Raw genomic sequence first — 13,378 nt, forward strand, 5'->3', positions numbered from 1 at the left:
CACCATTCGGGGGTGAGGGCCTGTGGATTGCTCGGCTGACGGCGGGAGGGTCGCAGCGAGCTGTTGGTAAGGGGAAATGCCATGTTCGGAGTTGAGCGCGCTTCGCAGAATCGCCGGTTCGGCTTCGCCGGAAACTGGGTCCTTGGCGGGGAGGGGGCGAGCTGGTCGCAGCGCCGCCGGCTCATGTCGGTGCTGCGGATGGCCCACCGGGTCCTTGGCGTCGATCGAACGAAGATCGGTATCGGAGCGCTGGGATTCGGCGGCGCGGCTCGTCCGGCGCTGCTATCCTCGGTCAGCTCGCCGAGCATGTTCGGCGGCCTGGCCGCCATTTTGGCGCTCGGCCTGTCCTCGCCCGCACAGGCTCAATATTCCGCCGGGAGCGGCACGGCAACGGCTGGTGGCGCAATCGGCATCAGCGGTAACTGCCCGGGGACCGAAGCTGCAGCCACCAACGGCAATGCGATTGCGGTCGGATGCAGTGCCAGTGCCGGCGGACTGCGCGGAATCGCGATTGGAAGCCTGGCAAGTGCGATCGGACTGGACTCCGTTGCTCATGGCTCAACAGCCAGTGCGGGCGCCCAGAACGCGATCGCTCTCGGCTTCCAATCGATCGCGTCGTCTTTGAACTCCATCTACATTGGCGCGCGCACAGTTCCTGGGACAGGCGCACTCGCTCAGGCAGCCATTGCCATCGGCCAGGATGTGACCGCATCCGGTTTCAGTTCAACGGCAATCGGCGCCCTGGCCGCGGCCACGGGCGATCGAAGCACCGCGCTGGGGGTTGGCTCTGACGCGAGCGGCCTGGAAGGCACAGCCGTCGGCCTGGCTAGCTCCGCGACGGCCACGAATGCCGTCGCGATCGGCAACCAGGTGACGGCCGCCGGCGTCAACAGCGTTGCGATTGCTGGGAATTCTGGGGTGATCGTCGCGACAGACGCTGCCTCGACCAGCGCCGTCGCCATCGGCAACGCGGCCAGAGTTACCAACGGGCCTTCGGCAGTCGCCTTGGGAGACCGAGCCCGATCCTCCGCTTTGAATGCCACCGCGGCGGGAACTTTGGCCACGGCCGCCGGCCAAAATTCTACTGCCCTGGGTTCCAGTGCAAGCGCTTCCAATGATGACGCCGTCGCCCTGGGCGCAAGGACGGTCGCGAACGGGCAGCAGACGTCCGCAATGGGCGCGGATGCATCGGCTCTGGGCTTCCAGACGATCGCAATCGGAACCGGCAGCAGCACCGACGGAAACAGCACCGTCGCCATGGGGACCGGGGCCACCGCCACCAACTTTGCAGGCCTTGCCCTCGGCCTCAACAGTGTCACGAATGGGAACAGCACCATATCGATCGGCAGGGCTGCGCAGTCGAGCGGGGTCGAGGGGATCGCAATGGGCGCCGAAAGCTCGGCCGATCTCGGCGGTACCGCGGTCGGCGCCCGGACCGTGGCCACAGGGTCGCTTTCCACCGCCCTGGGCCGGGCGGCAAGCGCGACGGCCGCCAACGCCACCGCGCTGGGCGTCCAGGCCAATGCCGCCGGCGACTATGCGGTCGCCGTCGGTAACCTGGCCCAGGCGACGGCCGCGGACGCCGTCGCGATGGGCGACCGTGCCGCTTCAAGCGGCGAAAGCGGCATCGCCATCGGTCGAGACAGCGCGTCGACCGCCGTCAACGCCATCACCATCGGCGTCGACACCGACGCGACAGCTGTCAACGCCGTCGCAATTTCGGCGCTCGCTCAGGCGACCGGCGTGAATGCGCTGGCGATCGGAACCAGCGCCAATGCCAGCGCCGACAATGCGATCGCCATGGGCAATGGCGCTCTCGCCAATTCGGCCGACGCCGTGGCCATCGGCAACGGGTCGACGGCCACGGGCGGGCGCGCCGTCGCCGTCGGAGCCGGCAATCTCGCCAACGGCAATGGCGCGGTGGCGATCGGAGACCCGAACACCGCGACCGGAGACGGCGCCGTGGCTCAGGGCCTCGACAATACGGCGACCGGCAACGGGTCCGTGGCCATGGGCAACACCAACTTCGTCGGCGGCGGCGGCCAGGCGGTCAGCACGCCCGGAACGCCCGCCCAGGGTGCCGTCGGCATCGGCTATCAGAACGTCGTCGTCGGCCAGGGAAGCGTTGCGCTCGGAAGCACCAGCCAGGCACTGGGCGCGGGCTCGCTCGCCTTCGGCGACACGGCCATCGCCAACAATTCCGGCGACGTGGCTCTGGGTTCGGGAAGCACGACCGCCGCGGCCGTCGGAACCACCGGAACGACGATCGGTGGGACCGCTTATACCTTCGCCGGAACGGCGCCGGCGTCGACGGTCAGCGTCGGTTCGGCGGGCGCGGAGCGGACGATCACCAATGTCGCCGCCGGCCGGCTCTCGGCCAGTTCGACCGATTCGGTGAACGGATCGCAGCTCTTCGCGACCAACCAGCAGGTCACCCAGAACAGCACCGACATCGCCAGTCTGGACGGGCGGGTGACGACGGTCGAAGGCGACGTCACCAACCTCGACGCCCGGGTCACGACCGTCGAGAGCGATGTCACCAACCTCGGCAACACGATCAACAACATCAACAATGGCGCCGGCATCAAATATTTCCGCGCCAATTCCCTGCTTGCGGATTCGCAGGCGCTTGGGACGGATTCGGTTGCGATCGGGCCCAATGCCATCGCCAACAATGCGGGCGACGTGGCTTTGGGGCTGGGAAGCACGACCGCAGCGGCCGTCGGAACCACCGGGACGACGATCGGCGGGACTGCCTACAGCTTTGCCGGAACGGCACCGACGTCGACGGTCAGCGTCGGCGCGGCGGGCGCGGAGCGGACAATCACCAATGTCGCGGCGGGCCGGCTTTCGGCCAGCTCGACCGATTCGGTGAACGGGTCGCAGCTCTTCGCGACCAACCAGCAGGTCACCCAGAACAGCACCGACATCGCCAACCTAGACGGGCGGGTGACGACGGTGGAAGGCGACGTCACCAACCTGGACGCCCGGGTCACGACCGTCGAGAGCGATGTCACCAACCTTGGCAACACGATCAACGACATCAACAATGGCGCCGGCATCAAATATTTCCGCGCCAATTCGCTGCTTGGCGACTCGCAGGCGCTGGGGACGGATTCGGTTGCGATCGGCCCCAATGCCATCGCCAACAATGCCGGCGACGTGGCTCTGGGTCTGGGAAGCACGACCGCTGCCGCCATCGGCACCACCGGAACGACGATCGGCGGGACCGCTTATGCGTTCGCCGGAACGGCGCCGACCTCGACGGTCAGCGTCGGTTCGGCGGGCGCGGAGCGGACGATCACCAACGTCGCCGCCGGCCGACTATCGGCCAGCTCGACCGATTCGGTGAACGGATCGCAGCTCTTCGCCACCAACCAGCAGGTGACCCAGAACAGCACCGACATCGCCAATCTGGACGGCCGGGTGACGACGGTCGAGGGCGATATCGCCAACCTGGACGGCCGGATCACGACGGTCGAGGGCGACGTCACCAATATCGGCAACACGATTACCAACATCGCCGGTGACACCTCCACCGCTTATACGGACGCCAACGGCGACGGCCTGCGCTATGCCCGCACCAACGAGGCGGGCCTGGCGGAAGCGGACGCGTTCGCGCAAGGCCTGGGCTCGACCGCGCTCGGCTATCAGGCGCAGGCAGGCGCTGCGAACGCCGTGGCGCTGGGTCGCGATTCCCAGGCTTCCGTAGAGGGGTCGTTGGCGCTCGGCGCCGGCTCGGTTGCGGATCGTGCGCTGGCTCCGGTCACAGGCCAGATCCCGGCTGGAACCGGCTACGTGCCGTACAATACGACAGACCAGGTCCTGCTCGGCTCCGTGTCGGTGGGGAATGCGGGTGCCTATCGCCAGATCACCAATGTCGCCGACGGCACTCAAGCGCAGGATGCGGTGACGCTCCGGCAGCTCGCCAATTCCCTCGCCTCCTTCGCGGTGACGCCGATCCAGTATTTCCACGCCAATTCGACCGCGGCCGACTCGCTCGCGGTCGGGCAGGAATCGATCGCGATCGGCCCGACGACCGTGGTCAACGGCAACAACGGCATCGGCATGGGCAATGGCGCCATCGTTCAGGCGACCGCTCCGGGGGGTACGGCGATCGGCCAGAACGCGCAGGTGGCCCAGGCGGACGCGATCGCCCTCGGTACCAATTCGCAGGCCAACGGGATCCAGTCGATCGCCATCGGACCGGGAGCGAATGCGAGCTTTTCCGGAAGCGTGGCTTTGGGTGCCGGCGCCGAAACGGTGGTGGGATCGAGGATCGGCTATACCGCTTATGCCCTCGCCGCACCGCAAAGTTCGGCAGGCGAGGTTTCGGTCGGACGAGCGGGTGCCGAGCGGCAGATCACCAATGTCGCGGCCGGCTCCGCCCCGACCGACGCCGTCAACGTGGCGCAGCTCGATCAGGTCGCGCAGAATGCGACCAATGCGATCAACAATCTCGGCGGGCGGGTCACGAACGTCGAAACCAATGTCGCCAATCTCGACAACCGGGTGTCGACGATCGAGGGCAGCATCACCAATGTCGGCAACAATGTCACCAATCTCGGCGACACGATCGCCAACAGCCTGGGTGGCGGTTCGACCTACGATCCGACGACGGGCACCGTGTCGACCGTCCTGAACGTCGGTGGCAACACGTACAACAATGTCAACGATGCCTTGCAGGCGGTCAACCAGACGGCGGGCGCCGGCTGGAACATCCAGGCCAATGGCGGCCCGTCGACCAACATGCCATCGAACGGCACTCTGAATGTCACGGCCGGGGCCAACACGGTCGTGACGTTGAACGGCAACGAACTTCGGGTGGCAATGGCCGACAATCCGACCTTCGCCGGCATGGTCACCGCCAATGGCGGTCTGACCGTCGGTGCCTCGACGACCGTGAACATGGGCGGCAACGTCGTCCAGAACGTTGCGGCGGGAGTCGCCCCGACCGACGCCGTCAATGTCCAGCAGCTCAACGACGGACTGGCCACCACTCTGGCATCGGCCAACGCCTATACCGATCAGCGAGTGGCCGCGCTCCAGTTCGACATCGCCGATGTCCGGCGCGACTCCAATGCGGGGGTTGCCGGAGCTTTGGCGGCCGCGGCGCTTCCCCAGGCGTTCGAACCGGGGCGGGGCATGCTCTCGATCGGGGCCGGCACCTTCCAGGGCCAGTCGGCCTTCGCGATCGGCCTTTCACGCGTGATGGACGACGGCCGAACCGTCGTCCGGGCCGGAGCGACCTACGACACCCAGCAGCGTGCCGGGGCGAATGTCGGAATCGGCTATGCCTTCTGAGCGTCCGCCTCACTGCCAACGGAGGATGAATTCCATGCGATCGAACATCTTTGTTGCGGCATCCCTGTTCGGACCGGTGCTGTTCACGTCGACCGGAGCCCTGGCGGCGGACGATCCACGATCTGGCTATGCCGGCATCGTCGATGCCTCCGCGTTCCGGGAAGTGCCGCGCGAGCGGAACCGGCCGGGGGCAACCGTCATGCCGGAGGTCGTGCGGGCGATTACCCCGGGAGTCGACAAGTTCAGCATCTACCGACTGATCGGCCCGCCTCATTTCAACGAAGGGATTACCCGGCGCTGGAACTATATCCTCTTCTTCCCGGTCGAGCCGGGAAGCAGCGAACGGATCCGTTGCCGGATGGAGATCCGCTTCGAGCGCCAACCCCGCCGCTACAACGTGACGGTGTCGGAAGTCGTCTGGCAGGAACAGGCCTGCGCCGATCGGGTCGCGGCGGCGAGCTGATCGCGTGAGGATCAGGCAGGTTCGTCTTGTCGGAGCGATTTCCGTCGCCCTGTTCGCCTGCGCCGGCCTGTCTGCGTCGGCGCAGACGTTCGGGCCGCCGGTCGCCGGCATCTGCCTCCTCTCGCGGACTGCGGCGATCGGCGCCTCCCGAGCCGGCCAGTCGATGCAGGCGCAGCTTCGCCAGATGCAGTCGACGCTTTCCGCTCAGCTCGGCCAGCAGCAGTCGGCCATCGATGCTCAGCGGCGTGCACTCGAGGCCCGCCAGAGCTCGACCGCGCCGATCGAATATCAGCGCCAGCTGGCGACGCTGGCCCAGCAGGCACAGGCCGCGGAGCAGCAGCAGAACGCCCGTTTCATTGCCGCTCAGCAGCGCGGGCAGCAACAGATCGATCGAGCTCTGGGCGAAGCGCTCAGCCGGGTCATCACCCGTTCGGCATGCAGCGTCGTGCTCGAACGCGACCATGCCTATGGCTGGAACAATGAAATGGACATCACGCCCCAGGTCACCCGAGAGATGGACGGGATCCTGAACAGCGTCGCGCTCTGACGAGCCGCGCGCGATCCGCGACCGCAGGATCGAAGCGCAACTGAGCGGCGCAATCGCTCCACGCTCACCTGGCGCGAACTCGCGCGTCAGCGCTGCGTGTCACTCGTCTCATTCTGGATCTTCTCCCGGAGTCGAATCGATTCGGCCCGAAATGTCCCGACGTGCGATGCCCTGTGGCGCCAGGAGCCCGCCTCATCGCGGCGTTAACCTTTTGTAAACCACTTTGGCGCAGCCGGAGCGAGGGAGTCGCGACAGAGGGTTTTTACCGTGAGCGCGCGAAAAGTTCGGCCTGGGATCTTGCTCCTTCTTCTCGTCAGCGGTCTGGGATTGTCCGGCTGCGCCCGTCAAGGCGCGGCGCCCCCGAGCGCGATCGTTGATGTCGAACCGGGAGCTGTGACGCCTGCGTGGCGGAGGGTCCTCCTGGACCATGACATCGACCGACTCGAGCGCATAAGGGACGCCTGGTCCCAGGCGCTCGAGACCGCCCGGTCCGCCGGCTTTGCCAGAGCCGTTGCGAGCGAAGGCGACCTGCTCGATCCCGACTCCGCCCTGCCGCACGCGGCGCTGGCTCCCGGGCCCTATCAGTGTCGACTCATCCGGATCGGCTCGGCGCCCCGCGGTCGCCGCGCCTATATCCCGACCCGGAGCTTCTTCTGTCATGTTGGCGCCGAAACCGAGCGACTTTCGTTCACCAAGCAGACGGGGACCGATCGCCCCGGCGGCTACGTCTACGAGGACGGACCGAGGCGCAGCATCTTCGTCGGCTCGCGGGCCATGCATCGGGAGGAGGCGTCGCCCGCCTATGGCGAGCGGCCGGAGCGCGATGTCGCCGGTATCATCGAGCGCATCGGACCCTTTCGTTATCGCCTGGTCGTACCGTTTCCGCCCAACGGAGCCATCCTCGACGTCTACGAGCTCGTGCCCGTCATCGAATGACCTTGGCCGTGCTCCTGGCGCGGGTTGGGCTTCGGACTCGAGCCTCTGTGCTTGCTCCCGTAGAGGCAGCGCCAAGAGCCGGTTCGCTATCGGGATTCCATGAATCACAATTCACCGACTGAAGGTGGCGACGGACCACAAGCGGCTCTCCGGCAAGATTTGACTGTTTCACGTGCCAGATTGAGACAATGTCGCCGGCTGCGCGGATGCAGATTTCTGCTTCACCGGAAGGGTGCCGAGTATTCACGGTGGGGCAAGGCATTCCAAGCCGGGCGCGGCAGTGGCCGCAACGCCGGATAGAGGTCGGCTTGTAAGAATCGTGGAACATACTTCGAGCAGTGAAGCGCAACGCCAACCTTTATGGGGACTGTCCTCGATGACGGCAGAAAGATGTCTGAATGACTGATTTGTTGCGGCCGCTGCAGAAGGGTGGGCGCTCGTTGCGCTGCCTTCTTACGGGAACGGCGATGGTGATGATGGTTACGCCGGCGTCGGCGCAGGACCTTACCTATCAGCCGATCAACCCCAGCTTTGGGGGAAATCCTTTCAATTCCGCCCATCTCCTGGGCATCGCCAATGCCCAGAACGACTATCGCGACCCGCGAACGCAGAGCACGAGTTCGCAGGCCGACATCTTCGCCCGGCAGCTTCAGTCGCGGCTCCTTTCGGCGCTCTCTTCCCAGCTCGTCGACGCGATCTTTGGCGATAATCCGCAGGAGCGCGGCACCATCAGCTTTGGCGGTCAGACAATCAACTTCGTCCGTGGTCTCGAGGACGTGACGATAACAATCGTCAACGATGCGACCGGTGAGGAAACGGTGATTGTTGTGCCGACCTTCGTCGATATCCCAGGCTGAACGGCGATGGGTGGGGAGGTTAGGTTCAAGCTCGCGCTTCTTGCCGCTGGCGCGTCGATCCTGAGTGGCTGCATGAGTGTCGGCGGACCGGGCGAAGGGCCTTCGGACATCCCGACGATGAACCGGATGGCTCAGTATCCGAAGCAGACGCAGACCCAGCGCATGCTGATGGAACTGCCGCCGCCCGAGCGGCCGGTGGCTATCGCAATTTACAACTTCGCGGACCAGACCGGCCAGTTTCGCTCCAGCGAGAACGGGCAGCAGACGCTGTCCCGGGCCGTGACCCAGGGTGGCGCCTCGATCGTGGTTCGAGCCTTGCAGGATGCAGGGAATCGCCGCTGGTTCACCATTGTCGAGCGGGAGCAGCTCCGAAATCTCCTGAACGAGCGGCAGATCATCCGCGAGATGCGCGAGCGGTATCTAGGCGAAACCAACGTCAATCCTCAGGCGCTTCCCGCGATGCTGTTCGCCGGCGTGCTCCTCGAGGGCGGAATCATCAGCTACGACACCAACACGGTGACCGGCGGCGCCGGTGCGGCCTTCCTCGGCATTGGCGGTCGTACGCAATACCGCCAGGACACGGTGACCGTCTACTTGCGGGCCGTCTCGGTGCGCACCGGAGAGGTGCTGACGACAGTGACCGCTTCCAAGACGATCGCCAGCCAGGCGCTGGGTGGAAGCGCCTTCCGTTTCGTCGCTTTCAAGGAGCTGCTGGAGGCGGAAGCGGGATTCACCGTCAACGAGCCGGACCATATCGCTCTCCAGCAGGCGATCGAGAAGGCGGTTTATGCGCTGATCATGGAAGGGGTCGAGCTCAACCTCTGGAGCTTCGCCGACCAGGAAGCGGCCTGGCCGATGCTCTGGCGCTACCGGCAGGAACGGGATGGCCTGTTCTCGCCTCAACAGGTGGAGCGGGCGATGGAGAACGCCCGAAGTTCAGCGCCGATGCGGGTTCGGCCGCGCGAGGTGCCGGTGAGGGAAGTCCCCGCCACTGGGGCACAGCTTCAGCCGGGGCAGGTGGAAGGTCGCCGCAGCGGCAGCTGAGAGAAAGGGATTCTCGCCCGGTTTTCACGATGTCTGCCAAGTGCAAGTGCAAGGGCAAGGGCAAGGGCAAGGGCAAGGGCAAGGCAGGGGCAGGGGCAGGGGCAAGGGACAGGGAGTGAAATGACCGACCTAGCCGCGAGAGTCGCTCAGACCGGCAGCGCAGTCTTTGCGGTCGTGACTCAGAACTCGCCTTGTTCCGGCATTCGCCAGGAGCGAGGGTTTTTCGAGCCGCCAAGTCGGAACGACGGTATAGAGTGAGCAAGGTTCGGCAGAATCGTTCGCAAACTCATGCTTGGCGGCTTGCCGCGGGAACGGCCGAGCGCATAGGCATGCCGAACCGGACTCTCGTTGTCCCATTTGGGGATGGTCGATGGGCTGGGCTCAAGAATGTCTACCTACCTGTTCGGGCGTACAGATTTTGAAAAGGAGGACGCCATGAACTGGGCCAATATCATTCTCGCGGGGCTGATCACGGGAGCTTTGCTGACCCCAGCCATGGCTCAGGTTCGAAGTGGCGACGGCATCTCTGACAGCGGCCATGTTCCGCCCGCAAATGCTTGCGGCGGCGGTGCCGGTCGGGGCGCTGGCAGTGCTTGCAACGGCAATGACGGCGACCAAGGCATATCCAGCCGCAATGGACAGGCCCTCGCGCCTCAGGTCGAGCTGCCAATGCCGTCGGTTTCGGGGCGCGGCGCCTTCATCGAGCAAATCGGCGATGCGAATCATGCCACCATCGTCCAGTGGGCGCCCAACGCCTTTGTCCGGGTGGTCCAGCATGGCGACGGCAATCGGGGCGCTGTCGAACAGACAGGAACGGGAACCGCCTATGCCGAATTGCTCCAGCGGGGTGACAACAATGAGGGTCGTGTCGAGCAAGGCGGCATCGGCAAGAATGTGCTGTTCCTCACCCAGTCGGGCTATAACAACCTGGCCACCGCTCGCCAGACAGCTCAAGGCTCGGTGCATAACGGGGCCATCCTCATCCAGTCGGGCACCGGCAACGACCTGTCGCTTCTCCAGGACGGCGCCGACAATCGCGCTATCCTCACGCAGAACGGCTCCGACAACGCCATGACAGCGCAGCAGACAGGCACCGGCAATCGTTTGGTCTGGACTCAGGAAGGAAACGGTCTCCCCAATCTGGGAATCCAGCAATCAGGCGGTCAAAGCCTGCAGGTGACACAGACGTCCCTCGGCGGCGCCCCGGGAAGGTGAGGAAAGGCGGCGTTGAGCCGACGGGTGAGTGCCATGATGATTGAAACACTGTTGGGGAGACTCGTCTGCGCGATTGTCCTGGTCGGCCCAGCGGCGGTCGGTGGCCAGCCGATCCTTCAGCCGATGGACCAGATCGCCGAGCGCGACCGGTCCGTTGCTGTACCGGCGCGGCATCCGGATCTCACGGTAGCCTCGGTCCAGCTATCCACCGAACGGGCATCGGAGCCCGAAGCCGATCAGTTGACGGTCGAGCGGCATCCACGGCCTCAGCAGCAGGTTTATAGTGGCGGACGCAGCGCTCAGGCCTCTGAGCCGCTGTCGCGCCGGTCGGAGGGTCGCACGGCCGCGGTCTCGCCGGTGGAGGGTGCTGACCGCTGCGACCTGGTCGCTGGAGATCAGGATCGGGAACGTCCGCCCAGCTGCAGTCGAGTCATCGAGTCTCGGGCCGCTGAATTCCGACGGGCCAATCCTGCCATCTTGTCTGCCGAGCAACGGCTTCTCGCCGAGCAGCGGAGCCGGGATCGACCCTCGTCCGAAGCGGCCGCTCGGCGATTGGCGGCTGGCTCGGCTGATCCCGACAATATCGAGGAGCAAGTGATCGCGTCGATCGTGTTGCCGAGTTCATCCGTTCGCGCCGAAGAGTCGCAGTTGGAGGAACAGGCGGCTGCTGTGACCGCTGCAGCGATCCTCCAGGCCGTCGTCAATCCGCCGCAGCAATGAGCGTCAACCAAGCGAGGAACCACCATGGCGTGGAAGGCAGCTTTGATTGCGGGATCGGTCCTGGTGTCGGCCCCCTTGGATGAGAAACCGGTCCGACTGGCGGTGCAAGCCACGGCGGAAGGAGTCGAACTCCGGGTGGTCGGTAACTCGTCCCGGCCCTTAGAGGCTGAATACCGACTGGAGGTCGAGAGCGGTGCCGACGGCAATGCGAGCCGCACGGCACAGGCCGGGCAGGCGCGCCTGGTCCCCGACGCCAGGGTCGATCTGCTGCGTCTGCGACTGGGCAGCGCCGCTGCGGCCAACTGGGTGGCGCGAATGCAGGTGCGGCTGGACGACGGCACCGAATATGAAGTGGTCGAGCGCGGCTCCCGAGCGGAGGCACGCTGAGGCGGCGAGCCTCGAAAATGGCACGGGCCGAACTCGCCCGTCACCGATCGGGGTGCCTGCTGCTCTACTCGTTCGGCAAGCAGAACCAAATCACGGTCCTGCCGATCGACCGCAGCCAATTGCCTGGTCCGTTGCAGCGATCAGATCGGGTTGATCTGAAACTCGAGGCGGTCGGTGTCGAAGCCGCTTTCGCCCGGCATGGCCACGAGCGGGCGGGAGCGGCGCCGGGCGCCTGGCGCCTGGCTGACTACCGCCTGGCCGGAACCGTTGAGGACGACCTGGTCCTCGCCGACCATCAGCACGGTGCCGCGGAGCGTCCCGGGCGCGTAGCTCACGACGACTTGGTAGCCGCCCGGTGCGTTGCAGAATTCGTTGAGCTCGCCCAGGTTCACCGGACCGCCCTGAGCGCCACCGCCACCTGAAGGCTGGTAGCGAACCTGGCAGGACACCGGAACGGTGAGCTGCAATTGCATGCCGACCGATTCGGCTCCGGCCGGAGCCGATGCGATGAACGCCGCGTACGCAACAAACCCGACAGCAACACTGCGCAACATATGGGTACCTTCCCGCTGATGGTGCGTGCCAATCAGCGATCCAGCTACTCGTCTCGAATGTGCAAAAGGTTAAGTCTCAGACGGGGTCTTGCCTGTATTCGACCTTTTCAGTGATCGAAAACGATCTCGGCGACTTTTTGTTCAGCGGCGGAAAATCCGAAAAGACATCGAAACAATTGTTAAGCTAGTCAATGCAGCCTTAACCAAGAGGTGGATCGGACTAGCGAGGGCATGCAAACAAATCGACAAGAGCAGATGCAAAGCCGAGCCGCTGCTTGAAAACTCACCAACGGCCATGCGAATCGATGCGAATCGCTTCGGAGTCACCTGCCTTGACGACAAGATCGGAGTTTTGGTGAGAGCGGTGCCGTCGCCGCACGAGAGCCGTCTCGCGGGAGAGTGGGACAGCAAGGGCTTAGGTCAGTATGTAGTGCCTCTTAAAGCGGCTCAACCGAGATCGTCACGACATCGCTATAGGTACCGGCTCGCCGGTTCGACACGTCTCCGATCCGGAAGTGGATAGGCAGCGCCGCGCGCGTTGTTCCCCCGCCGCCTGGCCCGGTCACCTGACCGCGCCCGCCGGCAAGTTGCACGGTGTCGCTGCCGACACGCAGCTGGTACGGAACGTCCCAATCGGTGCCGCGAAGAACAAGCCGGCCGTTGTTGCGCGACTCTACCCTGAGCTTGAAATTGCGTGTGCTCTCGACATGCAGTTGCAGCGGCACCTGCGCCATGCCTTCGCGCAACTCGCCCAAGTCGACCACCGCCTGGCCGTTGCTGCTCATCCGATAGGCGCCAGCCAGGCTCATGGATGCCGACGGCAGCACGTCGATTCCGAGCACCAATTGGCGCGAAGCGATCGAAATGCCTTCGCCGGTTTCCGCATCGACCTGGATCTGCTGCTCGAACAGCCCATCCCTTTCGATAGCCTCGCTCGCCACGACGAAACGATACTGGACCACCTGCTGGCTTCGCGGACCGACAATGACGTTTCGACGCGAAGGGCGCTGGATCGTTCGGCCAGAGCGAGGCGTGGCATCATAGGATCCAAACAAGTCGACCAGAGCATAGGGTATCCGCCGCCCCGATCCGCCAAGCAGGCCGAACGCGCCCCGATCGACACTGAAGACGGGAAACAAGCTGCACTCAGCATCGCCGTCGTTGGTGAAGACGAGCTCGAAAGTGGCCGACGGCTCGTCGGATCCGAATGGATCGTAACCCCGAATGATCCAGCTCGACGCCCCGGCATCGATGCGCAGTCGGCACGCCGGAGGCGGGGCGCCTTGAGCCTGCACCGGAGAACTGGCCAGCACCGTTAGTGCCACGGCGATCAGTGAGAGAGTGCGCATCC

The 13,378-nt window shown here is 65.1% G+C and carries 10 protein-coding genes and 1 pseudogene; 9 read left to right on the plus strand and 2 right to left on the minus strand.

The genetic code is table 11. The features are described 5' to 3' along the window. Nucleotides 1-81: 81 nt before the first annotated feature. The 9 genes and pseudogenes from ACRYLT_RS06545 to csgH form a co-directional block, all read left to right on the plus strand. Nucleotides 82-5,289, plus strand: a pseudogene (locus tag ACRYLT_RS06545) (beta strand repeat-containing protein); the annotation flags it as partial. Nucleotides 5,290-5,338: 49 nt separating this feature from the next. Then, nucleotides 5,339-5,767: an outer membrane protein assembly factor BamE domain-containing protein gene (gene bamE / locus ACRYLT_RS06550; protein WP_482663293.1), complete on the plus strand. Its 429-nt coding sequence runs from the start codon at nucleotides 5,339-5,341 to the stop codon at nucleotides 5,765-5,767. Between the two features lie 4 nt (nucleotides 5,768-5,771). Beyond that, entirely contained in the window at nucleotides 5,772-6,314 is a 543-nt protein-coding gene (locus ACRYLT_RS06555; protein WP_482663294.1) for an OmpH family outer membrane protein, read from the plus strand. A 267-nt stretch (nucleotides 6,315-6,581) separates the two neighbouring features. Then, nucleotides 6,582-7,250, plus strand: coding sequence for a DUF4893 domain-containing protein (locus ACRYLT_RS06560; protein WP_482663295.1), 669 nt, complete (start codon nucleotides 6,582-6,584; stop codon nucleotides 7,248-7,250). 398 nt (nucleotides 7,251-7,648) lie between these two features. Then, a complete protein-coding gene (locus tag ACRYLT_RS06565; protein ID WP_482663296.1) occupies nucleotides 7,649-8,107 on the plus strand; it encodes a curli assembly protein CsgF in 459 nt (152 codons plus the stop codon). Nucleotides 8,108-8,113: 6 nt separating this feature from the next. Further along, nucleotides 8,114-9,151 (plus strand): CsgG/HfaB family protein, encoded by a 1,038-nt coding sequence (locus tag ACRYLT_RS06570; protein ID WP_482663297.1) that lies wholly within the window; start codon nucleotides 8,114-8,116, stop codon nucleotides 9,149-9,151. A 435-nt stretch (nucleotides 9,152-9,586) separates the two neighbouring features. Continuing rightward, nucleotides 9,587-10,366 (plus strand): hypothetical protein, encoded by a 780-nt coding sequence (locus ACRYLT_RS06575; protein WP_482663298.1) that lies wholly within the window; start codon nucleotides 9,587-9,589, stop codon nucleotides 10,364-10,366. 33 nt (nucleotides 10,367-10,399) lie between these two features. Continuing rightward, entirely contained in the window at nucleotides 10,400-11,086 is a 687-nt protein-coding gene (locus ACRYLT_RS06580; RefSeq protein WP_482663299.1) for a hypothetical protein, read from the plus strand. Nucleotides 11,087-11,110: 24 nt separating this feature from the next. After that, the gene (csgH, locus tag ACRYLT_RS06585; RefSeq protein ID WP_482663300.1) at nucleotides 11,111-11,473 is read left to right on the plus strand and encodes a curli-like amyloid fiber formation chaperone CsgH; all 363 of its coding nucleotides are present in this window, start codon (nucleotides 11,111-11,113) and stop codon (nucleotides 11,471-11,473) included. A 140-nt stretch (nucleotides 11,474-11,613) separates the two neighbouring features. Here the strand turns inward: csgH and ACRYLT_RS06590 are convergent, their stop codons facing one another. Beyond that, nucleotides 11,614-11,946 carry a hypothetical protein gene (locus ACRYLT_RS06590; protein WP_482663301.1) on the minus strand — a complete coding sequence of 111 codons (333 nt, stop codon included), beginning with the start codon at nucleotides 11,944-11,946 and terminating at the stop codon, nucleotides 11,614-11,616. A 518-nt stretch (nucleotides 11,947-12,464) separates the two neighbouring features. After that, nucleotides 12,465-13,376: a spore coat protein U domain-containing protein gene (locus tag ACRYLT_RS06595; RefSeq protein ID WP_482663302.1), complete on the minus strand. Its 912-nt coding sequence runs from the start codon at nucleotides 13,374-13,376 to the stop codon at nucleotides 12,465-12,467. Nucleotides 13,377-13,378: the final 2 nt, after the last annotated feature.

This window comes from Sphingosinicella sp. SM1-17 (genome assembly GCF_056821765.1).

What these genes read in the sequence shown, in the direction of transcription:
- bamE (WP_482663293.1), top strand. Translation starts at nt 5,339, where the DNA reads ATGCGATCGAACATCTTTGTTGCGGCATCCCTGTTCGGACCGGTGCTG.
- csgH (WP_482663300.1), top strand. Translation starts at nt 11,111, where the DNA reads ATGGCGTGGAAGGCAGCTTTGATTGCGGGATCGGTCCTGGTGTCGGCC.
- ACRYLT_RS06565 (WP_482663296.1), top strand. Translation starts at nt 7,649, where the DNA reads ATGACTGATTTGTTGCGGCCGCTGCAGAAGGGTGGGCGCTCGTTGCGC.
- ACRYLT_RS06570 (WP_482663297.1), top strand. Translation starts at nt 8,114, where the DNA reads ATGGGTGGGGAGGTTAGGTTCAAGCTCGCGCTTCTTGCCGCTGGCGCG.
- ACRYLT_RS06575 (WP_482663298.1), top strand. Translation starts at nt 9,587, where the DNA reads ATGAACTGGGCCAATATCATTCTCGCGGGGCTGATCACGGGAGCTTTG.
- ACRYLT_RS06595 (WP_482663302.1), bottom strand. Translation starts at nt 13,376, where the DNA reads ATGCGCACTCTCTCACTGATCGCCGTGGCACTAACGGTGCTGGCCAGT.
- ACRYLT_RS06590 (WP_482663301.1), bottom strand. Translation starts at nt 11,946, where the DNA reads ATGCAATTGCAGCTCACCGTTCCGGTGTCCTGCCAGGTTCGCTACCAG.
- ACRYLT_RS06580 (WP_482663299.1), top strand. Translation starts at nt 10,400, where the DNA reads ATGATGATTGAAACACTGTTGGGGAGACTCGTCTGCGCGATTGTCCTG.